The organism is SAR86 cluster bacterium, from assembly GCA_023703615.1.
GTDB lineage: Bacteria > Pseudomonadota > Gammaproteobacteria > Magnimaribacterales > D2472 > MED-G85.
The window spans coordinates 707,587-734,258 of sequence record CP097971.1 but is presented as its reverse complement, the minus strand read 5'-3'; the positions used below and the strand labels follow the sequence as shown (position 1 = coordinate 734,258).

25 protein-coding genes and 1 tRNA gene are annotated in these 26,672 nt (G+C 31.4%); 16 read left to right on the top strand and 10 right to left on the bottom strand.

Annotation, left to right across the window (positions count from 1 at the left end):
* The first annotated feature begins 86 nt into the window (after nucleotides 1-86).
* Nucleotides 87-1,106 carry a class I SAM-dependent methyltransferase gene (locus tag M9C80_03820; protein URQ69076.1) on the top strand — a complete coding sequence of 340 codons (1,020 nt, stop codon included), beginning with the start codon at nucleotides 87-89 and terminating at the stop codon, nucleotides 1,104-1,106.
* A 49-nt stretch (nucleotides 1,107-1,155) separates the two neighbouring features.
* Nucleotides 1,156-1,231: transfer RNA gene (locus tag M9C80_03815), tRNA-Ala, on the top strand.
* Nucleotides 1,232-1,301: 70 nt separating this feature from the next.
* Here the strand turns inward: M9C80_03815 and M9C80_03810 are convergent.
* The 4 genes from M9C80_03810 to M9C80_03795 all read right to left on the bottom strand — a co-directional run bounded on the left by M9C80_03810 (nucleotide 1,302) and on the right by M9C80_03795 (nucleotide 4,471).
* A complete protein-coding gene (locus M9C80_03810) occupies nucleotides 1,302-1,592 on the bottom strand; it encodes a hypothetical protein (GenBank protein ID URQ69075.1) in 291 nt (96 codons plus the stop codon).
* The gene (locus tag M9C80_03805; GenBank protein URQ69074.1) at nucleotides 1,582-2,511 is read right to left on the bottom strand and encodes a paraslipin; all 930 of its coding nucleotides are present in this window, start codon (nucleotides 2,509-2,511) and stop codon (nucleotides 1,582-1,584) included. Before M9C80_03805 ends, M9C80_03810 begins: the two co-directional genes overlap by 11 nt.
* A 537-nt stretch (nucleotides 2,512-3,048) precedes the next feature.
* Entirely contained in the window at nucleotides 3,049-3,786 is a 738-nt protein-coding gene (locus tag M9C80_03800) for a UDP-2,3-diacylglucosamine diphosphatase (protein URQ69073.1), read from the bottom strand.
* On the bottom strand, nucleotides 3,764-4,471 hold the full coding sequence (locus tag M9C80_03795) for a glycosyltransferase family 2 protein (GenBank protein URQ69072.1): 708 nt from the start codon (nucleotides 4,469-4,471) through the stop codon (nucleotides 3,764-3,766). Before M9C80_03795 ends, M9C80_03800 begins: the two co-directional genes overlap by 23 nt.
* A 198-nt stretch (nucleotides 4,472-4,669) precedes the next feature.
* Between M9C80_03795 and M9C80_03790 the strand changes: the two genes are divergently transcribed.
* On the top strand, nucleotides 4,670-6,016 hold the full coding sequence (locus M9C80_03790) for a PhoX family protein (protein ID URQ69071.1): 1,347 nt from the start codon (nucleotides 4,670-4,672) through the stop codon (nucleotides 6,014-6,016).
* A gap of 47 nt (nucleotides 6,017-6,063) precedes the next feature.
* Here the strand turns inward: M9C80_03790 and M9C80_03785 are convergent, their stop codons facing one another.
* The gene (locus M9C80_03785) at nucleotides 6,064-6,486 is read right to left on the bottom strand and encodes a hypothetical protein (protein ID URQ69070.1); all 423 of its coding nucleotides are present in this window, start codon (nucleotides 6,484-6,486) and stop codon (nucleotides 6,064-6,066) included.
* A gap of 111 nt (nucleotides 6,487-6,597) precedes the next feature.
* Nucleotides 6,598-8,184 (bottom strand): alkaline phosphatase D family protein, encoded by a 1,587-nt coding sequence (locus M9C80_03780; GenBank protein URQ69069.1) that lies wholly within the window; start codon nucleotides 8,182-8,184, stop codon nucleotides 6,598-6,600.
* A 232-nt stretch (nucleotides 8,185-8,416) separates the two neighbouring features.
* Here M9C80_03780 and M9C80_03775 point away from each other — a divergent pair, with 232 nt between their 5' ends.
* Nucleotides 8,417-9,718, top strand: coding sequence for an NADH:flavin oxidoreductase/NADH oxidase family protein (locus M9C80_03775; protein URQ69068.1), 1,302 nt, complete (start codon nucleotides 8,417-8,419; stop codon nucleotides 9,716-9,718).
* 6 nt (nucleotides 9,719-9,724) lie between these two features.
* Here the strand turns inward: M9C80_03775 and M9C80_03770 are convergent, their stop codons facing one another.
* Complete coding sequence (locus M9C80_03770; protein ID URQ69067.1) at nucleotides 9,725-10,327, bottom strand: alternative oxidase; 603 nt, start codon at nucleotides 10,325-10,327, stop codon at nucleotides 9,725-9,727.
* 154 nt (nucleotides 10,328-10,481) lie between these two features.
* Between M9C80_03770 and M9C80_03765 the strand changes: the two genes are divergently transcribed.
* Both M9C80_03765 and M9C80_03760 read left to right on the top strand, forming a co-directional pair.
* Nucleotides 10,482-13,736: a Plug domain-containing protein gene (locus M9C80_03765; GenBank protein ID URQ69066.1), complete on the top strand. Its 3,255-nt coding sequence runs from the start codon at nucleotides 10,482-10,484 to the stop codon at nucleotides 13,734-13,736.
* 56 nt (nucleotides 13,737-13,792) lie between these two features.
* Nucleotides 13,793-14,578, top strand: coding sequence for a PhzF family phenazine biosynthesis protein (locus M9C80_03760; GenBank protein URQ69065.1), 786 nt, complete (start codon nucleotides 13,793-13,795; stop codon nucleotides 14,576-14,578).
* 54 nt (nucleotides 14,579-14,632) lie between these two features.
* On the opposite strand, the gene M9C80_03755 is transcribed toward M9C80_03760, so the two are convergent.
* Nucleotides 14,633-15,646 carry an NADP-dependent oxidoreductase gene (locus M9C80_03755; GenBank protein ID URQ69064.1) on the bottom strand — a complete coding sequence of 338 codons (1,014 nt, stop codon included), beginning with the start codon at nucleotides 15,644-15,646 and terminating at the stop codon, nucleotides 14,633-14,635.
* 4 nt (nucleotides 15,647-15,650) lie between these two features.
* Nucleotides 15,651-16,232, bottom strand: a complete 582-nt coding sequence (locus M9C80_03750; GenBank protein ID URQ69063.1) for a thymidine kinase — start codon at nucleotides 16,230-16,232, stop codon at nucleotides 15,651-15,653.
* Nucleotides 16,233-16,261: 29 nt separating this feature from the next.
* On the opposite strand from M9C80_03750, the gene M9C80_03745 reads away from it, so the two are divergent.
* From M9C80_03745 to M9C80_03715, 7 genes are read left to right on the top strand one after another with little or no spacing between them, the layout of a single operon-like run.
* Nucleotides 16,262-16,495 carry a hypothetical protein gene (locus M9C80_03745; GenBank protein ID URQ69062.1) on the top strand — a complete coding sequence of 78 codons (234 nt, stop codon included), beginning with the start codon at nucleotides 16,262-16,264 and terminating at the stop codon, nucleotides 16,493-16,495.
* 2 nt (nucleotides 16,496-16,497) lie between these two features.
* The gene (locus M9C80_03740; GenBank protein ID URQ69061.1) at nucleotides 16,498-17,655 is read left to right on the top strand and encodes an acyl-CoA dehydrogenase; all 1,158 of its coding nucleotides are present in this window, start codon (nucleotides 16,498-16,500) and stop codon (nucleotides 17,653-17,655) included.
* 54 nt (nucleotides 17,656-17,709) lie between these two features.
* Nucleotides 17,710-18,384: an ABC transporter ATP-binding protein gene (locus tag M9C80_03735; GenBank protein URQ69060.1), complete on the top strand. Its 675-nt coding sequence runs from the start codon at nucleotides 17,710-17,712 to the stop codon at nucleotides 18,382-18,384.
* Nucleotide 18,385: 1 nt separating this feature from the next.
* Complete coding sequence (locus M9C80_03730) at nucleotides 18,386-19,576, top strand: efflux RND transporter periplasmic adaptor subunit (GenBank protein URQ69059.1); 1,191 nt, start codon at nucleotides 18,386-18,388, stop codon at nucleotides 19,574-19,576.
* Entirely contained in the window at nucleotides 19,576-20,784 is a 1,209-nt protein-coding gene (locus tag M9C80_03725) for an ABC transporter permease (GenBank protein URQ69058.1), read from the top strand. Before M9C80_03730 ends, M9C80_03725 begins: the two co-directional genes overlap by 1 nt.
* Nucleotides 20,777-21,871 carry a glycosyltransferase gene (locus M9C80_03720; protein URQ69057.1) on the top strand — a complete coding sequence of 365 codons (1,095 nt, stop codon included), beginning with the start codon at nucleotides 20,777-20,779 and terminating at the stop codon, nucleotides 21,869-21,871. Before M9C80_03725 ends, M9C80_03720 begins: the two co-directional genes overlap by 8 nt.
* On the top strand, nucleotides 21,864-22,643 hold the full coding sequence (locus M9C80_03715) for an FkbM family methyltransferase (GenBank protein URQ69056.1): 780 nt from the start codon (nucleotides 21,864-21,866) through the stop codon (nucleotides 22,641-22,643). The genes M9C80_03720 and M9C80_03715 overlap by 8 nt, the downstream gene beginning before the upstream one ends.
* 3 nt (nucleotides 22,644-22,646) lie before the next feature.
* Here M9C80_03715 and M9C80_03710 read toward each other — a convergent pair whose 3' ends face one another.
* Nucleotides 22,647-23,540: a mitochondrial fission ELM1 family protein gene (locus M9C80_03710; GenBank protein ID URQ69055.1), complete on the bottom strand. Its 894-nt coding sequence runs from the start codon at nucleotides 23,538-23,540 to the stop codon at nucleotides 22,647-22,649.
* 114 nt (nucleotides 23,541-23,654) lie between these two features.
* On the opposite strand from M9C80_03710, the gene M9C80_03705 reads away from it, so the two are divergent.
* From M9C80_03705 to M9C80_03695, 3 genes are read left to right on the top strand one after another with little or no spacing between them, the layout of a single operon-like run.
* Nucleotides 23,655-23,840 carry a hypothetical protein gene (locus M9C80_03705; GenBank protein ID URQ69054.1) on the top strand — a complete coding sequence of 62 codons (186 nt, stop codon included), beginning with the start codon at nucleotides 23,655-23,657 and terminating at the stop codon, nucleotides 23,838-23,840.
* Between the two features lie 47 nt (nucleotides 23,841-23,887).
* The gene (locus M9C80_03700) at nucleotides 23,888-24,193 is read left to right on the top strand and encodes a BolA family transcriptional regulator (protein URQ69053.1); all 306 of its coding nucleotides are present in this window, start codon (nucleotides 23,888-23,890) and stop codon (nucleotides 24,191-24,193) included.
* A gap of 1 nt (nucleotide 24,194) precedes the next feature.
* Nucleotides 24,195-26,669 (top strand): MMPL family transporter, encoded by a 2,475-nt coding sequence (locus M9C80_03695; protein ID URQ69052.1) that lies wholly within the window; start codon nucleotides 24,195-24,197, stop codon nucleotides 26,667-26,669.
* Nucleotides 26,670-26,672: the final 3 nt, after the last annotated feature.

Below are 26,672 nucleotides of genomic sequence, written 5' to 3'. Positions count from 1 at the left end.
AAAGGGGCTTTAGCCCCTTTTTTTTATGAAAAATCTCATATTTTTTTTATTTTCATACTAGTTTATCTATGTTAGCTTAATGACATATGACTAGATTTCTTTTATTACTAGCCGAATCAGGATTTATTCCTGATGCTTTAATTAAAATTGCTGCAAGATATATTTCAAATAAGCGCATAAGTAAATCTAATATTGATTACAATAAGCCTGAAATCATTAGTGCGCTTTCTAAAGGTGCTGTTGCTGAAAAAACATCTGATGCCAATAAACAACATTATGAAGTTCCTCCTGAATATTTTTACCATGTTTTAGGAACAAATCTAAAATATTCTTGTTCGCTTTTTGATAACGTAAATTCATTAGATGAAGCAGAAACATCTATGCTTGAGCTTTATATAGAAAGAGCTAATATTAAGGATGGTCATGAAATTCTCGATTTGGGTTGTGGATGGGGAAGTTTTTCTTTATATATAGCCAAAAAATATCCAAATACAAACATTACATCAGTTAGTAATTCTAGCGACCAAATTACACATATTAAAAATGAAGCTCGAAAAAGAGGGTTACCAAACATCACAGCCTATAAAATGGATGTTAATAGTTTAGAGTTAAATACACAATTTGATCGAATTATTTCAATTGAAATGTTTGAACATCTTCGGAACTATAAATTAATTTTAAGCTCTCTAAACAATCTTCTAAAACCTGATGGGAGATTATTTATCCATATTTTTTGTCATAAAAAGTTAACTTATTTTTATGAAATGAAAAACAATTTTGATTGGATGACAAAGTATTTTTTTCAAGGTGGAATTATGCCGAGCAAAGATATTTTTGAGTATTTTGACGATGAATTAGAAATTATCAATCAATGGGATATTAATGGAAACCATTATTCAAAAACTTGTAAGGCATGGTTAAATAATCACTATATAAATAGAAAAAAAATATTAGACGTATTTCAAAAACACTATGACAAACCCAAAATTTGGTTCAACAGATGGAGAATATTTTTTCTATCTTGTGAGGCATTCTTTGCATTAAATAATGGTAAAGAATATTTCGTTTCGCATTATTTATTAAAGAAAAAGTCTGGTCACGAATAAGTTCAGCCTGTATCTTATAAATTCATCATGTACAATAACGTCTTTTTATGGGGCTATAGCTCAGCTGGGAGAGCGCTTGAATGGCATTCAAGAGGTCCGCGGTTCGATCCCGCGTAGCTCCACCATCTTATAACTGCTATTCCATTAAAATCATGGACAACACACAGACATTAATATTAAAAAGTTTTCAATTGATCAATAATTATTAATATCTTTAGATATCATTCTTTTTTTAACAAGAAAATTTAAAGCCAATGACAAGAGCAATGAAATAATTGCCCAAAAAGTCAATGTTATGGCCCAATCTTTTAAAAAGATCCCAAGCGTTTCATTTTCTTGTAATTTTAAAACTAAGCCTGTAAGAAGTCCGCTCAATCCAGTTGGCAAGAAAACTATTAAAGTACCATTCGTAAGTTCAAGAATTGCAAGGGTTAAGCCTATGATTAACCAAACATTTCCAGAGTATAGAAGGGTTTCAATTATCATTTTTAACTTCTTTATTTACTATTCCGTCAAGAAATAGTTCAAGTGTGCCAAGAGCTTTGGTTATATCAGACGGGATAAAGAGTGTCTTTGTTTGATTAGAAGAAGCAATATCTGAGAGTCCTTCAACTTGCCGTTTCATAATTTCATAATTTATTGCGGATTGACCATTATTATTTATAGCTTCAGCAATCAATTCAGTTTGCTTTGCATCTGCCTCCGCTTTAATTTTTACGGCATAAGCTTCAGCATCTGCCTCAACTTTCACTGCTTCTGCCTGTTTTTTTGCTTCATAGAGTTCAGCATCTGCCTTTAGTTCTACACTTCTTTTATCGCCTTCGGCTCTTGCAATAGCTGCTCTTCTTTCTCTTTCTGCATTTAACTGCTGTCTTTGTGATTCCTTTGTTTTTTCATCAACTAAAACATCAAGTATTTCTGTTCTAGTTACCTCAACACCCCATACTTCTGCAGCTTTTGAAAGTCTTGCAGCAATTTCTTGATTCATTGCTTCTCGACTTGATTGTAGATCATCTAGCTCAAGTTTTCCTGCAGCTGAACGCACAACTGAGATAGCAGTATTTTCAATCGCAAGATCTATATTTCTAATTCTATACACTGATTTAGCAGCATCTAGAACTCTAAAAAAAACTGTAGCAACTAACTCAACTTCAACATTATCTTCTGTAATAACTGACATTTTAAATGGAGGTAATTGTCTTTCTAAGATATCTACCCGAAAAGCAACCCTATCAACAAAAGGGACAATTAAAGATAATCCAGATTCTAAGATTCTAGTAAATTTACCAAATCTCTCAATAACAAAAACTTTTGATTGAGGCACAATTTTAATTGATAAAAAAACTACATAGATGATTAAAACCACCAAGACAATTAAGACGATATCACTTACTGCAATGCCCATATTTCTTCTAATCCTCCATATATAGATAATAACATCTGGATTTTGGTATCTCCAACGAAATGAGTAATATAATTGTAGTACATTTATTATTATAAATTTAAAGTAATAATATTAAAATTTTGTTTACATTTTTATTATTTATTTTATTGTTTTGTAAAAATTTACTTTCTCAATATTACAAAGAAGTAACTAATTTTGAATTTAATGTGAAAAGAACACAAAAAAGGATTGTGATGCTTTTGTTGCTGAATATGATAAAAGTAATTAAGTTACAGCAAAAAGATTTGTGCGCATGCTAAGAAGCTAGAGTTATTAAGTTACCTAATGACTTAAAGCTTCTTCCGCCATCATCATGAAAACTACTTAAATATATTCATACTTAAGACTCTCTATGTTTTGAATATTCTTCATGGACATAGTCTAATCTCTTGAAGAAGGGACTAGTTGGTTCCAGTTTTGAACCAATAGCTCCACCATTTAGAATACATAAATCCCTTATATTTAACGTGACCATATAGTGACCAATATCTAAAATGGTTAATAATACTCTATGATCCAGTTACCTTCGTGATCTTCAATAAGCGCTGAACAGCTTTCACACCAATCGCCATCATTCATATATTTAATTTCATCGTGTTGTCGAATTTCTGCATGATGTATGTGACCACATATAATTCCGTCATACTTTTTCATTCTTGCGTAATTAACCATTTCTGCTTCAAACTCACCGATGAAATTTGTTGCTATCTTAGCTTTTCTTTTAAGATATTTTGATAATGACCAAGGTTTGTAACCAAAGAATGCTCGTATTTTATTTAATAGATAATTGATATTAATTAATCTATCGTAACCCCAATCACCTATATACATTATTCTTTTACCAAATTTTGTTCTCATCAAATAATCAAACATATCACCATGCACTACAAGATATCTATTCTTATCAACACCCACGTGAACTATTCTATTATGTGTTTCAATATTTCCAATGTTAATTGTTGGAACTGTTCTTAAGAACTCGTCATGATTACCACTAATCCAATAAACTTCTGCATATTTTGAAATACGAATAAGTTGTTTAATTACTTTATTATGATTATCTGGCCAATACCATTTTTTTTTAAGTCTCCAACCATCAATAATATCACCGACCAAATAAAGCTTTTTTGTTCTAACTTCTTGAAGAAATTTTAAGAGTTCTTTGTCTTTGCAGTGTTTGCTACCTAAATGTAAATCTGAAATGAATACACTATTATGACCAATATCGTTTTTCATCTATGTTATTCCAATAGTTATGGTTATCCTTAAATAAAAAGTTTTTAATTAAATAAATGGACATACCTAAATATCCCATCTTTTTAAATCTTCTACTGTCTTGTCCAAAGTAATGTTTAGCAATTTTAAATTTCTTTGGATCATATTTCCTCGATAAGTGAAAATCCTCCGATGTTGGATACTTGCATGGAAATTTACCATGCTCATAAAATTTATCTTTACGAGTAAGTAAATATGCTCCTACAGCAAAAGGAATCCACTTTGACAATATTTTATTTAATACATTAAATATTGAGAAACTTAATTGAGCCCCTAGATCTTTGTCGTAACATTTAATATTTAGTCCTATTAAATCTAAATCCTCTACTTTCATTTGTTTTAAAGTATCGTAGATTACTGTATTTGAAAAAAATCTAACGTCAGCATCTATAAAAAGAATATATGGAGTGGTTACTAAATATGCACCGTTATTTTTGGCAACTGAGACAGGCCCACCCTCAATAACTTCAACATCCAACCAATCTTTATGATTTTCAATAACTCTTCTTGTATTATCAGTTGAACAATCTGCGATATAAATTCTTATGCCTTCTATACCTTTTTGTTTCTTTAAACAATCAAGCAAATAATAGATATAGGATTCTTCGTTTTTACACGGAACAACGATTGTAAGGTCGTCTTTCATTATTACTGTTTTCTTAATCTTAATTAAAAACAAACAACTATATAAAATATAATGTAACTGATAATTGTTAAATAAATGCAACAATCAAGTGTAGATTTGGTTATTATATTTCAATCAAAAAAGTTTCATGAATGAGACAATTATGTGAAATATAAAAAGACATATTTAAAAAATCCAAAAAATAATTAATATACAAACATGATAACTAATAATAGAAGAGAGTTTTTAAAACTTGCTGCAAAGTCTTCTGCCTTATTTATTTTGTATACTTATACTGGAGCTTTAAAGAGCTCTGTCCTAAAAAGTACAATCAATGACTTTTGGGATGGTTCTCTATTATCAGACCCACTTGGTTTATTTGATTTACCTATAAATTTCTCATACAAAGTGCTAATTTCATCTGGAGATATTATGGCTGATGGACTTTCATATGGCAGAAGACCTGACGGAATGGCAGCATTTAAGTTAGATGATGGAAATAATGCTCTTATAATAAATCATGAAACAGATAATTTAGATAAGAGGCTTGACCCCATATCTGCATATGATAAACGTAATGGTGTTCCTTATGATGGTGGAACTACTACCTTAATACTAGACTCTAGTGGTAAAAAAGTAATTGATTCAAGAAGAAGTCTTACAGGAACAAAAAAGAATTGTGCTGGGGGAAAAACCCCATGGAATACTTGGATTTCATGTGAAGAAACCTACGATAAAGATCATGGTTATGCATTTGAGATTTGTCCAAAAACAAAATTCTTAGATGGTTTCAAAAGATTATCAGAAATGGGCAGATTTAAAAGAGAAGCTGTCACGGTAGATATTAATGATAAAAAAGGCACTATATATCAAACAGAAGATGACCCCATGGGCTTGTTTTATAAATTTACACCATCTATTAAAGATAAGTTAGACGGAGGAGGTGTTCTCGAAGCTCTTAAAATTAAGAACTTAGAAAGCACTGAGAACAAAGATGGTTCTATAAAATCAGGCGATTCTTTTCCAGTTGATTGGGTCCTAATTGATGATCCAAGTGCTTCGAAAAAAAGAACAAAAACTCAGGGTAAATCAAAAGGTGCAACTATCTTTTGTGGTGGAGAAGGAATAATTTTTACAAATGATGCTAACTCAGAAAGTGTTATTTATTTTACTTGTAAAGACGGCGGTCAAGCAGGCCTGGGTCAAATTTGGTCATATGCTCCAAGTAAATCTAAAATCACATTATTTTATGAATCAACTGATACAAAAGACTTATGGGAAGGAGATAATATTAATGTCACACCGTGGGGTGATCTCATTATCTGTGAGGATAATGATAGCAATGCATGCAGATTAATTGGTTGTACTCAAAATGGTATGCTTTATCCACTTGGAAGAGTTGCTGGTAATAGTAGCTCAGAAATTGCTGGCATTTGTTTTTCATCTGATGGTAATAATATGTATCTAAACATTCAAGATGAAGGTAAAACAATTGTTATTAATGGTGACTGGAATCGTATTAAAAATTTCAGAGACAAGTTTGATGCCAAGAAGATAAATTATTGACATAATTTTTGATTAGTTAAAATTTTTTAAACGTTTTTAGCTTAATATTAGTTTTTGTGAATAACTATTTTTAACTTTCTACCAGTGGCGTAATCCATCATTTCTTGTATACTAACTTGTGATTGATAGGACAGTCTCACATATCCATTGCCATGACTTAAATATATGAAAGCTGGCTCATCAAAATACAAACTTAAATTTGGTAAATGGCTCCATCTTTGTTCTGTTGAATCAAAACCTTTTTCAGGGTCAGGAAGATCACCTTTTTTATATCTGGCTAAAAAGCCTTGTACACTTCCAGATGCAACAACCTCTTCATCAATTTCAGGAATCCAAAGTATTTGATTACCGTAGGTTAAATCATCGTTTACATAGTCCATACCATTTAATTCAACAATTACAGTCTTTATTTCATGTGAATAACTCAATGAAGAGAAGATTATTAGAAAAACTAAAATGTAATGTTTCATGATTATCTAAAAATGTTAATTTAAGCACATCTATTGAACTTCAATCATGTTCCTTATGTGTGAAGGTATAGAAACTTTCTGAAATTTTTTGTTACTTAAAAGTGAATTTTTTTATACTGGATTATTGTGATTGATGACGAATGTTTTTGATTGAAACTTAGAATATTTCCGTGATTTGACTGTAGAAACATATTTATAAACTACCTCAACATTTTCTAAATTAATAGTTATCTGCACATATCCTTTGTGTGAGCTATTTGTATAAATTAAATTTTTGTTTGATTGTAAATATTGATCATCAATTTGATTAGCATAATCGCCAAACATATCTACAGCGTTTGGAGAAGAGATTGATGGCGCTCCTATCTCAATACCAATAAAACTATTTTTATTATCATAAAGATTTGATAGCCAAGATGAATGGGTATCCCCAGCCAAAATTATATTTGATTGATTATCTCGAATTGTGTTATAAAATTTTTCTCTTTCTTTAGGATACCCATCCCATTGATCTGTATTCCAAGGTAACTTTTTACCTGCAAGCTCGAGATATATGTGCATATATTCTGGAATTGAAGATTTATCAATTTCCATAAATTCAGCCGGCATATATTGAGGACCAATTAGAATTTGCTGACCAAATATTGACCATTTGCAACTTTTATCAAGCACATTTTCTATCCATTTAAATTGTCGATTTCCTAGTAATTTTCTTGGTTTTTGTAAATCTTTTTTATAAGACTCAATATCAAATGTTTTATCAGAATAATATGAATTCAAATCAAGCTGTTTGTCTCTTGATATTAATCTTGTATCTAGCATTAGCAATTGAAATAAATTGCCAACTTTAAAATCTCTCCAAATAGTTGTTTTATTTTGATTTTCTCTGATTGGCATCCATTCATAGTAAGCCTTTAAAGCATTTATCTTTCTTTCATAAAATATACCTTCATCTAAAGAGTGATTTTCTGCACCATTTTTCCATGTGTTATTTGTGAACTCATGATCATCCCACACAACAATCATAGGCTTTGTCTTGTGTAAAAGTTGAAGATCTTTATCACTTTTATATTGAGCATGCCTTAATCTGTAATCTTGAAGTGAAATTAACTCATTAGAAGGAATACTGACTCTATCAAGTTCTGCAGCATTCTCAGATGCATATCCATTTTTATCATACTCGTACAAGTAATCACCTAGATGTAAAACAAGATCAATTTCATCGTTATTAGCTACGTCTTTGTATGCATTAAAAAAACCAGCAGGATAATTTGAGCAGCTACAAAAGGCGATATTAAACTCATCTGGATTATAAATGGGTAAGGTAATTGTTTTGCCAATATCAGAAAATTGATTATTACAACTAAATCTATAGAATACAGATATTCCGTTATATTGTTCAGGAATTTTTACATCAACCTTTACTGTAAAGTCATTATATTCTGATGCTTTAGTCCGACCTTGATTAATTATATTTATAAAATCAATATTATCTGATATTTCCCAATTGACTTGAATAGAATTGTTACTGCTTTTTGTTAATTTTGTCCAAAGAATTACATTAGTATGTGTTGGGTCACCGCTTGCAACACCATGATTAAAAAATATCTCTTTACTTTTATTATTTTTTGATCTTAGCTTTAAACTTAATGAGGTCAACAAAAGGGTAAAAAATTTTAAGAATGAGCGTCTTTGCATAATCAAATAAGTAACATAACTTTAGAAAATTTATTATTACAAATTTAATATAATAATTTTAAAATTTTATGTACATTTTGAAATTTGTTACCGAAGTGTAACAAAAATGTATTCATACTTGAGATTCTCTATGTTTTGACTATTTTTCATGGACATAGTCTAATCTCTTGAAGAAGGGGACTAGTTGGTTTTAGTTTTAAACCAATAGCTCTACCACTATTGGAGAATATATATGTCTAGTCTAATGAATGAGCCTTTTGATCTGCCATGTGGTCAAACAATTAAAAATCGTATCTGTAAAGCAGCTATGACAGAAAGAATTGCAAAAGGTGATAGCCTTACTCACCAAGGGCATATAAATTTATACAAAACTTGGGCAGAAGGAAACATTGGAATATCTTTAACAGGTAATGTTCAAGTAGACAGAAGGCATGTAGAAGGCCCAGCAAATGTAGTTATTGATGAAAATAACTATAAGCAACAGTCAGAGATGCTAAAAGCTTGGGCTAATGCTGGCACAAAAAACAATACACAATTATGGATGCAGATATCCCATGCTGGGAGACAAACACCTGGAGAGGTTAACTCTTCACCACTTGCGCCATCAAACGTAAGACTCAAAATTCCTGGTAAGAGTTATGGCAATCCAATCCCAATGACCGAAGACGATATATTAGACGTAATTAAAAGATTTGTTTTTACAGCCAAGGTAGCAAGAGATTCTGGTTTTACTGGAATTCAAATCCACTCAGCGCATGGATATCTTTTATCAGAATTTTTATCTCCCGATATCAATCAACGAAAAGATGATTGGGGTGGAAGCATTGAGAATAGAATAAGAGTTCATCTTGAAATTATAAAAGAATGCCGAAAACAAGTTGGTTTTGATTTTCCAATTTCAATGAAAATTAATTCAGCTGATTTCCAGAAAGGTGGATTCAGTGCAAGCGACTGTATTCAGGTAGCAAAAATTCTAGAGACCGCCGGCCTTGATCTTTTAGAGATTTCTGGTGGAACATATGAACAACCAAGACTAATTGGTGTAGATGATATTAGTATTAATCCAAAGAGAAGTGAAATAAGAAAAAAAAGCACTATTGCAAGAGAGGCATATTTTCTTGAATATGCCAAAAATATCAGAGAGGCAGTTTCTCTACCTTTAATGGTTACAGGAGGATTTAGATCGAAGGAAGGAATTGAAAGTGCCCTTGGTAGTGGTATCTGTCAAATAGTTGGCATAGGAAGACCTTTGTGTGCTGATCCAATGTGTATTAAAAAAATGATGAATGACGAATTATCAATATTACCGTCTTATGAAAAAACACTCTCATTAGGTCCATGGATACTATCTCCATCGAGCCCTTTTACTATTATCAAAGCAATAAATGCATTTGGTGCAATGGCATGGTTTTATCAACAAATCAAAAGAATGGCAGAAGGCAAAATGCCAAATCTTAAACAGAAGCTATTTGATGCATTCAAATCTGATGGAAAAGCTGACAAAAAAGCAGTAAAAGATTATTTAAATTACTAATTAATTTTACAGATTATCAGCGTAATTGTGATTTGTCTGACTATGATGTTCTTCATCTGCTCGCACGCACTTTATGACATCTGATAACTTTGCATCTGATCCTAGGCCGTAATAATTTATTGCTAAATGGGGAGCGGGGGTATTTTCTACTTTACCTGATTCAACCATTTTAAGGTAATCGGTATAACTACTAACTGCTTCATCTTCAAAGTATCCAATCATGCGATGCGCAGTTCTTGTAAAAAATATGTACATGATCACATAAAATATACCAAATAACAGTTGCGAGAAAAGAACTATAAAACGTTCTAAAATGTTGGGTTTGGCAATTTCAATAAAAAACATCAGATGCATACGTTCATTTTCAGCCTCAGCAAGCATTTCTCTGATTTGAGCACCATAACCTGTTTTCATTTTACGTAAACTCTTAAAATGCATCCAAACACCTGCAACCATACCCGGAACTCCAGCGACTGTTTCTAAAACAACCGCTCTATGACCATACCTTTTTAAAAAAAAGCTATCAGCGATAAGTCTAAAGAATTTAGTCATAGAAAGAGCAAAAAAATCAGATAATTTTGCTTGAGTCTGTTTAATTAAGGTAATCATAATAAGTAATATTTATAATATATTATATATATAATTTATTTATAAGTATATATATTTTTTAAATATATTTGACAATATTAAGCATCCCAATTAAATTATATTAACAATTAGCATATTTTTCTGCTAAACACTAATCATATAGAGGGGATATTATATGAAAGCATTCGACTATAAATTTTTTGCAATATTTTTTGCATTTTTTTCGTTAACCATTGTTGCTGATAATCCTGTAGATCCAGATGAAACAGCTACTGAAACTGTTGAAATGTCTGAAACAACAGAAAGTGCTCCCATGACTACAGCTGTAGATGAAGGAGATGGAGATATTGAAAACGTTGTTGTAACAGGTTCAAGATTTGAAATATCGCAATATAAAACTTCACAACCAATTACCGTAATCACTGGAGATGAGATAAAACGAAGAGGTTTTACAAATGCTGCAGCAGCTGTATTTGATTTGCCATCAGTTTTTGCTACAACATCTACTTCTGGTGAGCAAACTGGTCTTGTAGCTGGACAGAGGATTGCAAATAACTTTGGCTTAGGTTCTGGTAGAACACTTACACTTATTGATGGAAGAAGATTTATTAGTGGACAACCTATTGCCTCTTATGGATCTGCTGCAACAGGTGCAGTTGATTTAAACAACATTCCAACACGACTAATCAAAAGAATAGAGATTCAGTCAGCAGGTGGATCAGCAGTTTATGGCTCAGATGCTATTGCTGGTGTTATCAACTATGTTATGGATAGAGAATATACAGGATTCGGAATAGATTATAATTTCTCAAAATCATATCTTGGTGACAGTGATGATGTGAATGGTGATCATGCGCTTGCACTTACTTTTGGTGGAGATTTTGATGATGGTAAAGGACATATTGTTGTAGCTATTCAAAGAGATGAACAAGAAGAAATTCAAGTAGGTCAATTACATAGAGAAAGAGATTGTAATGAAAGAATAATACAAACAAGAACTTATGCAGATGGTAAAACATACCAAAGAGGGTATTACTCTCCAGATATGGTTTGGCCTAATGCAACCGTCCCACAAAGTGAAATTGGATTATGTACTGTGCTCCATCGTTTACCTTTTGAAGGAGCTGCTATGGATCCTAGAAATTTTGCTACAAGATTAGTAAATTGGAGTGTAGGGGCATATGATCCCATAGGATATTATAACTTCACCACATCAGGTGATATGGTGCCTCAAATTCTAGGTACTTCATACGGTAGTGGTTTCTTCCGTTATGGTGGAAACAATCTGGCTTCAGATAATGCTGAAACAATAAGAGCTTCATTAGAAAGAACGAATTTAGCTGTATATTTAACTTATGACATTACTGAAAACACCAAATTTAAATTAGATGTTTACAGTAACCGTGCAGAATCACGAGAAGGTGGATATTCAACAGGCGGCCCTTATTTTTATGACGGTTTTGGTGGTGATTTGGATGGTGGATATTATAACTATCCATTCTTAACTTGTGATTATCCATATTTTTCTGCTGCGACAACTACATTTTGTAATTCATTGTGGCCTGAAAGTACTCCAGCAGCAGAGAGGGGTATGTTGATTAGAAAGACTCTAAGAGATCTATATTCGGATCCAAGAGGACAATTCGAAGAAAACCAAACTGACACTAATTCATATTACATTGGATTTGAAGGAACATTTGAATTAAGAGGAAATGAAATGAATTGGGACGTTGGCTATAACCATGGTTCTGTTGACATTTTCGCTTCATCAGAAGATATTGTGAGGGAAAGATTAGTCACCGCTACTGATGTTGGTATAAATCCTGCTACAGGTGAAATTGATTGTAAGATGAACTATGTTGCTAACTATCTTGGCCTAACTTATGGTGCAGCTAATCCATATGATTCAACTAGATATCATCCAGTAGGTTTTGGTTCAGCTGGTCTACCTGGAGACTGTATTCCATATAATCCGCTTGGCTTAAATTATAATAATCCTGCAGGTGCATATGTTATGACAGATGTAAGAAGGGAAACACATAATACTCAAGATATATTTTATGCAGAACTAAGTGGTGTTGTTGGTTCTATTCCAGCTGGCGATGTTCAGTTCTCAATGGGAATTGAAAATCGTGAGGAAAGTCTTCAATTTGTTGGAAGTTCAGTTCAAAATCTTCTCTTAACAAGATCAACACCTATTGTTGATAATGTTAACAGTTATGACACTGATGAAAGATATGTAGAATTTTCTGTTCCATTGATTGACGATGATATGGGTCTTACTTTTAAAGGTTGGGGAATCAAAGAGTTAAGATTAGATGCTTCATACAGAGAAATAGATAACTCATTTAGTGGAACATACAGTGTAGATGCTGCCAATATTTATATGCAAATATCTGAGGGTGTTGCATTAAGAGGTGGTACTCAATCAGCTGTAAGAACTCCTGATCTAGTAGATGTTTTTGAGCCACAGAGAACATCATACAATAGTGCACAAGATCCTTGTGACTATAGATATATAGACCTTGGTGTAGATCCAGCTATGAGAAGAGCAAATTGTGAGGCCGAGCCTTGGTTCGTTGATCCTTTTGATAGTAAAATTGTAAATAGAACAGCAGAAGGTAGGTCTGGAGGCAATCCTAATCTTTTAAACGAACTTGGTGATACAACCACAATAGGCCTTATCTATCAGCCTACTGGAGATTGGATTAAAGGAGATTTATCTGTAGGTATAGATTTAGTTACTATCGAAATATCTGATACCGTTGAGTCATTTTCAGTTACTCAAAATATGAATGCATGTTATGACTATGCTGCACAAGAAGATAAGTTCTGTAATACGTTTACAAGATTAACAGATCCTGCAGACGTAGATGCTAACAATGCACTTGGTGATGTTATAGACTTTATACTTGCAAAAAATAACGTTGGTGTTAGAAATTTTGAAACTTATATCATCAATCTTGACTATAGTATAGAGACAGCAGTCGGTGATTGGGGTTATAGATTTAGAGGATATAATCAACAAGAATTTGAATCTGCTCCATCATCAAATCCAGATGACTTAGTAGACTATACTGGTCAATATAATGAACCTGAATGGATTTATGACATGATGTTTACCTTTAATAAAAATAAATGGGGTGTCTTCTACATGCTGGACGGAGTCAGTGGAGGATATATAAATATTCTGCAAGATATGGAAACTCAGCCAGATCAATATATCGGGTTAGATGGAAATCCTATGACAAAATTTAAAGGCTACTTTACTGATCGAGTAGCAGTGACTTATGAAATTGGTGAAGAAACCTTTGTTGCAGTAAACTTATCAAATCCATTTGATCTTCAAGGAGATGAAAGCAGATTTGATAAAGAAAGAGGATTTAGACTTACTCAGAGCTTAAGCATTGGTATAAGCCATAAGTTTTAATCTTTATTAAATTTTAAAGGAGGGCTTGCCCTCCTTTTTTTATGTTATAAATGAGCATGAATTTAACTCTTTACCAAGTAGATGCTTTTACAAATGATTTATTTAAAGGAAATCCTGCTGCAGTTATTTTTTCAGACTTAAATGATCCAAAATTAATGCAACAAATAGCTTTTGAAAACAATCTTTCTGAAACAGCGTTTATTTTTAAAAAAGATGATGAATATTATATAAGATGGTTTGCGCCACTGTGTGAGGTAGACTTATGTGGCCATGCAACTCTTGCATCGGGATTTATATTTTTTAATTATATTAAACCAGAAGCAAGTGAATTTGTGGTGAATTCTAAAAAAAACGGAATCCTAAAAGTTATAAAAAAATCAAACAAGCTTTTTTTAGATTTTCCTATCGATGATATTCATGAATGTGAAGAGACAACAATACTAGAAAAATGTTTTGGTAAAAAACCAAATGAAGTCTTTCAAGGAAGAGATGATATTCTTTGCATCTATAATGATGAAAATTTTATAAGAAACCTTAATCCCGATTTTAATCTTCTTAAAGATATAAAAAATACTAGAGGATTTATTGTTTCTGCTCCTGGTGATAACTATGATTTTGCATCAAGATGTTTTTTTCCTATTACTGGTGTTGATGAAGATCCCGTAACAGGTTCGGCACATACTACTTTATCTGCATATTGGTCAAAAAAATTAAAGAAAACTTCCATGAATGCTGTTCAACTTTCACCCAGAGGTGGTGAATTAGAGTGTTACTTAGAAAACGATAGGGTATTTATTGGTGGTAATGCAAAGCTTTTTATGAAAGGGACGATATATATTTAGATCTTAACTATTTGCTTGCCAAAATTTTTACCTGACAGTACATCCAATATATATTTAGATCTTAACTATTTGCTTGCCAAAATTTTTACCTGACAGTACATCCCTTAGAGCTTCTGGAGCATTTTCTATGCCATCTTTGAAGCATTCTCTGTATATTAACTGATTATTTAACACCAATTCAGATAATTCTTTAGTTGCATTTTCCCATTCATTAAACCACTCAGTAACAACAAAAAATCTATGGAAGGGTTTATTTTTATGTGATGACAATATTTGAAATGGAGTTTCAGCCTCCAACATATTTGTAGCATTATATTGCGATATAAAACCACAAATTGGTACCCTTGAATTTTTATTCAATAATGGAGATATTGCTTTTGTTACATTACCACCAACATTTTCAAAATATATATCTATACCATCCTCACAACTATTAGATAGGTCTTGAATAAAATCATCTGACTTATAATCAACCGCATAATCGAAACCAAGTTCATTTTTAACATACTCACATTTTTCTTTCCCACCGGCGATACCTACAACCTTACATCCATAACTTTTAGCAAGTTGTCCAACAACTGAACCAACTGCACCAGATGCTGCAGAAACAACTATAGTTTCTCCTTTTTTGGGTTTACCGACTCTATTTAATCCAAAATACGCAGTTCTTCCAGGCATACCAACGACACCTAAGTAGGCTGAATCTGTAATTTTTGAATCTGGTACTTTAAATAAAGTTGGATCGGTGTCTTTAGTTGTAATATAAGTCTGCCAACCATTATGAGAACAGACTTTATCACCCACTTGATACATATCTGAGTTACTTTCAACAACACTCCCAATAGTTTCACCTGTCATTGGACGACCAAGCTTTGCTGGAGCTGCATATGACATTGAGTCGTTCATTCTGCCTCGCATATAGGGATCAATAGACAAATGACTTACCTTGATAATAATCTCATTCTTTTTAATATGAGCAATTTCTTTAATATCTTTTTTCCAACAATCATTAGTTGGAACTCCGTTAGGTCTTTTATCTAAAAGCATTCTCGTATTTTGATAATTCATAGTATTAAATTAATCCTGTAAGTTTTCGAAAGTGTTTTCTGCATACTGATTTATAAATCTCGTTACCGCCAATTTCAACTTTATTGCCTTCAGTAATAATATTATTTTTATCATCTGTTCGAACCACCATTGTTGCCTTTTTATTACAAAAAGCACAAATGGTTTTAAGTTCTATTAAATTATCACTTACAGCTAATAATTCAGAACTACCCTCAAATAATTCACCTTGAAAGTCTGTCCTGATACCATAGCACATTACTGGATAGTTTAATTCATCTGCAATTTTACCTAACTCTCTGACTTGTTTTTTTGATAAAAATTGTGCTTCATCTACTAAAATACAACTTAACTCTTTAGATAGATGTTCTTTAACGTAATCAAAATAATTGAAATTTTTATTTGCTACTGTTGCTTTAGCTTTGAGGCCTATTCTGGACACTATATTGCCCTCAGATTTTAAAGCAGTTTCTTCTGGTATAAATAACAATGTCTTATGATCATTTTCAATGTAATTATGATTAGCTTGAAGCAACAGGGTAGATTTGCCCGCATTCATAGTAGAATAAAAAAAATGAAGTTTAGCCATGCTTAAATTATATATAGTTTCATGAAGTTATGAATGTTTTCATTGAAAGAGGCATAACTCATATAGATCTTCATGGTCTTAGACATTTTGAGGTTGATGATCGTATTTATGATGTGATCTTAAGGCATCAATTAGACTTACCTCTGATCATAATATGTGGAAATAGCAATACTATGATAAATTTAGTAAAAAAAATACTATTAGATAAAAGTATTACATTTTCAGAGCCAAGATTTGGTATTATACGCATTGAGAAAATTTGAAAATGAACATTCCAGACATACTATTATTCGAAGATCAATTATCTGAAGAGGAATTATTGATATCTAATTCAGCAAAGGAATATTGTCAAAAAGATTTAATGCCAAGAATTGTTGCCTCAAATAGAGAAGAGTTATTTGATAAGGAAATATATAAAGAGTTTGGCTCAATGGGTTTTTTAGGTGCTCCCATCCATGGTTATGGATGCCCAGGTGTCAGTTATGTTTCTTATGGTCTTATTGCTAGAGAAATTGAAAGAGTTGACTCAAGCTACAGATCTGCATTTAGTGTCCAGACTTCTTTAGCAATGTATGCAATATATAAGTTTGGTAATGAAACTCAAAAAGATTTTTATTTACCAAAAATGGCAAAGGGTGATCTTATTGGATGTTTTGGTCTCACAGAATCGGAGGCAGGGTCAGATCCATCGTCTATGAAAACAACTGCAAAAAAAGTCGATGGGGGATATAAATTAAATGGATCTAAATCATGGATTACAAATTCTCCCATAGCAGATGTTTTAATTATTTGGGCAAAAGATGAACAAGGAATTCTTAGGGGTTTTATAGTTGATCGTGATTGCAAAGGACTATCTACTCCTTACATTGAAGGTAAATTTTCTTTGAGAGCGTCTGCTACCGGCCAGATTTTTTTAGATGACGTTTACGTGGAAGATGAAAAAATTCTTCCAGAGGTCCAGAGCTTTAAAGGTCCATTCTCATGTTTGAATATGGCAAGATATGGCATTGCATGGGGTGTAATGGGCGCAGCTGAATTTTGCTGGAATCAAAGTCTTAATTATTCTTTAGAAAGAGAACAATTTGATAAACCGCTTGCGTCTAAACAATTAGTGCAAAAAAAGCTTGCTGATATGCAAACAGAAATTACTTTAGGACTTCAGGCTTGTCTAAGAGTAGGAAAGTTAATAGACAGAAATGAGTTTAAACCAGAAATGATATCCTTAATAAAAAGGAATAATTGTGCAAAAGCATTAGATATTGCAAGATCTGCCAGAGATATTCATGGCGGTAATGGTATAAGTGATGAATACCATGTTATACGCCATTGTATGAATTTAGAGGCTGTAAAAACTTATGAAGGTACTGACGATATCCATGCTCTAATACTTGGTAATGCGCAAACGGGCATAGCCTCATTCTAATCACATTAATATAAATAATATATATATATATTTAAGGCATATAATATATAAAACATGATTAAAACAAGAAACTTAAGAAGGTCTTACCTAACAGGTACACAGTCTGTAGATGCTATTAAAGGTATTGATTTAGATATCAGCAGAGGCGAATTTATCTCAATTATGGGTCCCTCAGGCTCTGGTAAAACCACACTAATGAATATTATAGGTTGTTTAGATTCACCATCGTCAGGTGAATATTATTTAAATGATAAATTGGTGAGTGAATTAAGCGATAATGAGCTAGCAACAATAAGGAATAATGAAATTGGCTTTGTTTTTCAATCATTTCATTTACTAGCAAGGAATTCTGCATTAGACAACATAATGCTTCCACTGAAGTATGCTGGCAAAGATAAAGTTTCTGCTTTAGAAAGATCCCAAGAAGTACTTAAACAAGTTGGACTTTCTGATAGAGCCTCGCATACTCCTGCAGAATTATCAGGAGGACAGCAACAGAGGGTTGCTATAGCAAGAGCACTCGTAAATAGTCCAAGTATTATTTTTGCAGACGAACCAACAGGAAATTTAGATTCCAAAACTGGAGCAGAGGTTATGTCACTATTTAAAGATCTAAACGCAAATGGACAGACTATAATTCTTATAACTCATGAAGAAAGTATTGCTAACCAATCAAATAGAATTATTACAATCATGGATGGTCTGATAAAATCAGATGTAAAGGAGTAGTATGAAAAATTTATTATTATCAATATCATCATTAGTTTTTCTTTATGGTTGTGGAGGAGGCTCTGATACTTCTGAAACTCAATTTTATAAAACTCAAAAAACAACACCTCAAACTTTAGATGTATCAATAGAGGCTTCGGGCGCAATAGAAGCAATATCTTCAGTAGAAATTAAATCAAAAGCATCAGGTGAAGTATTATTTTTAGGAGCTGAAGTAGGAGATTCTGTTAATAAAGGATCTACGCTCGCGCAAATTGATCAAAGAACAGCAAATAACATTGTTGATCAAACTTTATCTGATCTTGAAGCAGCAAAAGTAAGACTGGTAAATGCAGAATCTCAATATGAAAGAGGTAAAGAGCTTCATAAAAATTCAAGCATTTCAGATAAAGATTTTGAAGATATTAAAGAAAATTATGCTCAAGCGAAATCAACAGTTGTAAGAACCGAAGTTTCTTTTGAAAATGCAAAAATATCGTTAGATGATACATTGGTTAAGTCGCCAATTTCAGGCACTATAATTTCAAGACCCGTTGAAGTTGGTCAGGTTATTTCGTCTCCAACTTCAGCATTTGGTGAAGGAAGCATACTTATGACTATGGCTGATTTATCAAAGGTCAGAGTTCGTGCTCTCGTAGATGAAATAGATGTTGGCAAGGTGAGGTTAGGCCAATCTGTATCAATAAAGGTAGCTGCATATAGGGATAAAGAATTTATAGGCACTGTTACTAAGATTGAACCTAAAGCTTATATACAACAAAATGTTACAACTTTTCCTGTTTTAATTGATATTGATAATAAAGAAAATCTTTTGTTAATTGGTATGAATACTGATGTTGTCATTCAAATACTTAATAAAGACGTCTCACTTAGTGTTCCTACAATGTCTTTAAGAACTAGAAAAGATATCTATACTGCAGCAGCTGTTCTAGATATTAAAACAGAAAGTATTGATGAGTTTTTAAAAAATAATGTCGATGGTGAAAATTTTAATAGATTCATTATTATTAAGGATTCTAAAAAAGGCCCTAATCTGCAATGGGTTAAAGTTGGAGTCTCAGATTTATATAATGTTGAAATAATTGAAGGATTAGAAATAGGTGATGTTGTTTATATTCTCCCAAGCAAAAGTTTGTTTGATTATCAGGAACGCTTTAAGAAGAGAGTTGAAGGCTCTTTTAGCTTTGGATAATGTTAGTTGAAGAATCAATAAGATCTGCTGTAAGCTCTATCAAAACCAATGGTGTTAGATCACTTCTAACAGCATTAGCGATCATCATAGGTACAGCAGCAGTAATTGCTGTTATAGGAATAGGTAGCAGCGCTGAGAAGGCTCTTGAGGCAAGAATTGATGATCTTGGACCAAGAACCTTATCAATTTTTCCTAGTCAACGTAAGCGTGGAGGAATTTCTCAAGGTTTCAATCCATTAGTCATAAAAGATGCAGAAGCATTAGCTAAAAATACAGAACATAATTGGATGATTGCTCCAAGAATGTCAGGCAATCGTCAAATTAAATACAGAAATTCAAATATTAGTGCTGAGATCAATGGTTTTCTTCCTATCAACTTTGAAGTAAGGGGTTACGAAATAGGTATTGGAAGAATTTTTACTGAAAAAGAAAATTTAGGTCGAAAAAAAGTTATTGTCCTTGGTTCTAAAGTTCCAGGCGAGTTAAAAACATCTGCCAAACAACTATTAAATCAAGATATTCTTGTAGCGGGAACAACCTATAAAGTTATAGGTGTATTAAGCGAAGAAGGTTCAACTGGTTGGCAAAATCCAGATGATGATTTATATGTCCCAATCTTGACTGCAGCTCAAAGGATATTTGGTACTGAAAGGCTTGGGAGTATCAATGTAGGAATTTCAAATGAAACAAATGTAGATTATGTAATGATGACCATTGAACAGATTCTCCGACAAAAACACGATATAGGCCCTGGTGAGGATAATGATTTTAGAATTAATGACTGGAGTCAATACTCAGACTTGAGACGTCAAGCAACAGGTATATTTACAGCACTTATTGCTGGTATAGCCGGGATAAGTCTTATTGTCGGCGGTATAGGTGTTATGAATATCATGTTGGTTTCTGTAACAGAGAGAACAAGAGAAATAGGCCTAAGAAAGGCATTAGGAGCAACACAAAATTCTATTATGATGCAATTCATCGTTGAAGCAGTTCTTTTGTGCATACTTGGTGGTTTGTTTGGTGTAGTTATTGGTATTTCATTATTACTTTTGTTCACATCATTTAACGACTGGATTTTTTCTGTACCGGTAAGTGCTGTTATTGGATCAATTACATTTTCAGCGTTAGTTGGATTATTTTTTGGAATTTGGCCTGCAAAAAGAGCTGCAAAATTAGATCCAGCTACTTCATTACGATATGAGTAACTTAAAAGTTATTCAATTATTACCAGAGTTAAATATAGGCGGCGTTGAGAGGGGAGTCTGTGATCTATCAAAAGAATTAGTAAAAAGAAATCATGAATCTTTTGTTATTTCTAATGGAGGAGAACTAGAAAAAAATATCATCAACTCTGGAGGCAACCATATCAATCTTCCAGTTCACAAAAAAACAATAACATCATTTTTTTTATCTAAAAAACTAGCTGAGGCCTATAACGAAATTAAACCTGATATTATTCATATCAGATCGAGAATTCCTGCATGGATTAATTATTTTTCTATGAAAATGATTAATTTCAAAAAACCAATTTTGATTTCAACATTTCATGGTTTATATAGTAAACCTTTTTATAGCAAGATAATGGCAAAAACTGATCATACTATTGCAATATCTGAAACGGTTCTTGATTACATTGTCAAAAATTACAATATTAAAAAAGAAAAAATATCTCTTATTCACAGAGGTTGTGACCATAACACTTTTTATAAGAAGGATATTGAGGAAAGTTGGCTAAAAAAGTGGTATGAAGATTTTCCCGAAACCAAAGAAAAAATAATTCTTACTCTACCTGGGCGTATAAGTAGATGGAAAGGACACGAATCATTTATCAAGCTCATAGCCTCTTTAGAGAATTCTTATCATGGATTAATTGTTGGGCCTACTGCAAGAAATAAGAATAAATACATAAATGAGCTAACAGAACTCACAAAAAAATATGATATAGAAAAAAATATCACTTTCGTTGGTAAGCGATCGGATATTGAAAATATTTATAGGCTTTCTGATGTTGTTTATAATCTTTCTTCTAAACCTGAGCCCTTTGGGAGAACAACTATTGAAGCAATAGCAGTTGGATCGAAGGTGGTTGGCTGGAATCATGGAGGAACAGGAGAAATTTTATCTGAGTTGTTTTGTGAAGGATTAGTTGAGCTTAATAATAAAGAGGATCTTAAAAATACAACTATATCTGTCGCCAATTCAAAAAACCTCCCATTAAAAAATACATTTACTTCAGAAAAAATGATCAATAAAACAATTAATTTGTATGAACAAATATCTCTAAATGAATAAAAGCTTAAGAAAAATAAAAGATTTTGGCATAAAAAATTACATTGAAAACAAAATATTTAAGTTCTCTAAGAATATATTTATATCTTTTTTTCTTAAGAATAGTGATGGATTTGTTTTAACAAAATATAAAGTCTGGATGAAAGAAAATTGGAATGACAATACATTTATATTTTGTTATTTCGGATCATATGGCAAATATCTTTCTAATATATTAGAAACTTTTAATAAAGATTATGTATTTTTAGATATTGGCGCAAATCAAGGCTTATATTCACTAATAAGTGCAAAAAGCAATTTTTGTAGAAATGTTTTGTCATATGAACCAGTATGCTCAACTTTTAAGTTATTAAATGAAAATATTAATAAAAATCTTTTAAATGAAAAAATAATATCAATAAATGCAGGTATTTCGTCTGAAAACAAAGAAGCAAAGATATTTTTTAATGAAAATCATTCAGGTGAAGCATCACTAACAAATAATGCTTCAACGAATTCAGAAACTATAAAATTAATTAATCATTCTGTCTTAAATGAACAAATTGAAAATGACCATGATTTAATTGTAAAAATTGATGTAGAAGGCCACGAAGAAGTTGTTATAAATGAGTTATGTAAAATTGATAAAACAAATAACATTAAAATTATTGTTTATGAGATTGATGAAAGATGGACTAACCATATAAATATTAAAAATATTCTTATGCAACAAGGTTTTAAATCGTTTGAAAAAATTGGCGGTGGCAAACATTATGATATTGTTGCCAAAAGATAATTGTTAGATTAATTTTTCTAATTGATAAGATAATTTCTCAACCTCTGCAAAAACATCGTTATAAATATTTTGTTCTTCTAAGACTATCTTATTAAGACCATCTGCCATTTTTTCATATTTGATATATCCTATTTTTTTATCATTAATTAAGTTATTAATTTGATTTACAATTTTATTTTTTTTGAAATATTTCATATTAAATACATAAGTGCTCCCTTTGGTTGAAAGACTTTCATAAACCATGTTTACACTATCTTGAGTAATAAATTTGATTGATGCTCTAACATAAAGTTCATCAATGTTATTGTTTGATAAAACTATATTGGAATACTTTTCTAAAATTGCTAATTTATTCATCATTTTTGCAGTAGTGCGCCTTGAAGTAAAAATAAACCATTTTTTATTAGGATAGAGTGAATAAATATATTCAATTTGTTTTATTAATTCATTTTCATTGAACTCATAGTGCTTATTTCTACCACCCAACGCAATTAAACCAATATTCTCATCTGGGACTTCATTTGAGACTTTCGCAAGAGAGCCCTCGTAAAAAACGACATTATTTTGATTTTTTAGACTATCTCTATCATGAAGAGGCGCACAAATTATATCGAACTTTCTTTTGTTGAAGGATGGTGTAAGGATAGCGATATTTTTACATTTTTCATTTTGATATTTTTTTACATCAATTAATTGAGCATAAACTTTATGACCAGCACCAATTATTAGATCATAGAAATTTTCTTTGATATCACTCAAATAAGTATAAATTGGGTATAAACCTTTGACATTTCTTTCAGTAATATTAATTATTTGAGTTTTTGATAGCTCATCAAGCAAAACTTTCACTTGTTTTTCATGACCAATTTTTCCGTCTTTAACCCATAGTACATTCATATATTTATTACTCTAACGTAGAATGTTTTGTCTTTCCATCTTTAGCCTTCTATGCAAATAACTTTTCTTAGGATACAGTTGTTAAATATGTTATTTATGTATTAATAATAAAAAATGACAAAGCAACTTAATGAAATTGCCAGAAATCTTATATCACAGTATGGAGAAGAGGCTGAGACAATTGCAATGCTCCGAGCTGCAGAATATGCAGCATCTCAAGATATTAAAAATTGGAAAGACTGGGAAGAGATAATAAATTTAATTAATTCATTTAATAATTCACCAAGCCACGATGGCTAAATAAACTTTTGTTACGATTCTACTTATAGGATAATAATAATTCTTAAATGAGCAAACCATCAAAACAAAAAATTATTAAATCTTTATTAGAGTCTTCTTTTAATATTCATCTATTGGAGATTACAAATGAGAGCTATATGCATAATGTTCCAAAAGATTCAGAGACTCATTTCAAAGTAATTCTTGTCAGTAATGATTTTACAAATCTTGCGTTAGTAAAAAGACATAAGGCTGTTTATGACACTTTAAAGAATATCATGAATCAAATTCATGCCTTATCTCTGCACATATTTGATATAGAAGAATACAAATTAAACCAAGATGTTCAAGATTCTCCACAATGCGTAAACTAAAATGAAATATACTGAGAGCTATTTTAATTTTGTCGTCAAGAAACCTTTATATATTTTATTCTTCACTTTTTTATTTATATTAATAAGCTTTTTTGGCATTAAAAACTTTAAACTTGATGCTTCATCTGATGCTTTAATTCTTGAGGGAGATGAATCCTTTAAAGTTTATCAAGAAACAGAAGAAGAATTTGGTGATTCAAGTTTTTTAATAATTACAATAGAGCCTAAAGAGGATCTTTTTTCTCAATCTTCAATTGATCTTTTAAAAAGCCTTCAGTCCGATCTTAAAAATCTTGACGGTGTTGATTCTGTATTATCACTGCTTGATGCACCAATCTTTTTTCAACCCAAAGTAGGATTAACAGAAGTTGCAGATAATCTCAAAGACATACAAACACCAGGAATAGATCTAGCTGCTGCCAAAGATGAAATTATTAATAATCCTATTTATAAGGAATTAATTATAAGTAATGATGGATTAATTACAGCTATGCAAATTACTCTCAAAGCTAATAATGAATATAATGAACTGATTTCTAAAAGATATGAAATATTAGATTATTTAACTTCATCTAAATTAAAAACTAGTACAGAAACAAAAGAAAAACAATTTGAGTTTGATTTAATCAATGAAAGAATAGGTGAAATCAATGAAGAGAGTACAACTTTTAATGCAAATCTAGTAAAAAATATAAGAGATGTTTTAGACAAGTATAAAAATACGGCAGCTATATACCTTGGTGGACCTTCAATGATAGCCACCGATATGATGGAATTTATTAAAAGTGATCTAGTTCTGTTTGGAAGTTGCGTAGCCTTGATTTTTGCAATTATGCTATATATGTTTTTTGGAAATATTTGGTTTGTTGTTTTTCCAATATTAAATGCTTTTTTAACTGTGTTTGTAACCTCAGGTTTTCTTGGTTTTATGAATTGGAAAATAAGTGTTGTTTCATCAAATTTTATAGCTCTTTTGTTGATTCTAACTATTTCCTTGACTGTACATGTTTTAGTAAAAATTAATGAATTAAAAAAAGACAATCCAAATTTTAATGATGTTTTAGTAAATGCCATGAAAGAAATGATTACGCCATGTTTTTTTGCTGCCATCACTACTGCGGTTGCATTTTTGTCTTTATTAATGGGTGACATTAAACCAGTGATTGAATTTGGGAAAATGATGGCATTTGGAATCTCAATTGCTTTCATTTCAACATTTTCATTTTTACCATCCTCTTTAGCACTAATTTCTAATCCTAAAACATCTGACAAATTATCACTTCATCTAATTACAAATAAATTATTTGCTTTAACTAAAAATTATCCTTCTTTTGTAGCAATGGTATTTATATCTACCTTCATAATATTTGTGTTCGGTGCAAGTAAAGTTGATGTAGAAAATAGATTTATCGATTACTTTGATAGTGATACAGAAATATATCAAGGTATGTTAGAAATAGATAATAATTTAGGAGGAACCGCTACCCTTGATATTATTATTAATCAACCTAAAGAAGATGAAATTCAAATAGATGAATCGTTTGACGATTTTTTTGAAGAAGACCTTTTTGATGATGACTCGAGTAGTGCATCTGGATATTGGTGGAACATATATTCGTTACAACAGTTAGAAGAAATTCATGATTATTTAGATTCTTTACCAGAAATTGGTAAAGTTCTTAGTGTTGCAAGTGGTATAAAATTAGCAAGAGAAATAAATGACAATAAGGATCTTAATGATCTTGAGCTAGCATTGCTTCGATCAGTATTGCCAGAGGACATAAGAGAATCTTTATTGTATTCATATATAAATGAGGATGATTCTATCGTTAGAATTTCCACTAGAGTTAACGAATCCTATGAAGCCCTAAATAGAAATGAGTTATTAAAAAAAATTGATAGTGATTTACAATCAAAATTTAATCTTAAAAAAGATCAGTATGAAATAACAGGCCTTGCTGTTTTATATAACAATATGCTTCAGTCGCTTTTTCAATCCCAAATTGGGTCATTGGGCTTAGTTTTTAGTGTAATAGCACTCATGTTTTTATTAATTTTTAAATCTATTAAAATTATGTTAATTGGCTTAATACCAAACTTATTTGTAGCTTCCTCAGTAATTGGCTTATTGGGATTATTATCTTTACCATTGGATATAATGACTATTACTGTTGCAGCAATTAGTGTTGGTATGGCCGTTGATAATTCTATTCATTATATGTATAGATATAAAAAAGAAATGAAGCTTAACAATAAAAATATTTTAGAATCACTTAAAAATGCACATCTCACTTCTGGCAGAGCAATTTTTTACACTGCAGCCACAATTGCTACAGGTTTTTCGATACTAGTTATTTCAAACTTTTTTCCCACAAGGTTGTTTGGTGTTTTTACAGCCGTAGCAATGGTTCTTGCATTTCTTTCTTCTTTAACTATTTTACCTACCATGCTTTATAGATTGAGAGTGTTTAAATAATAT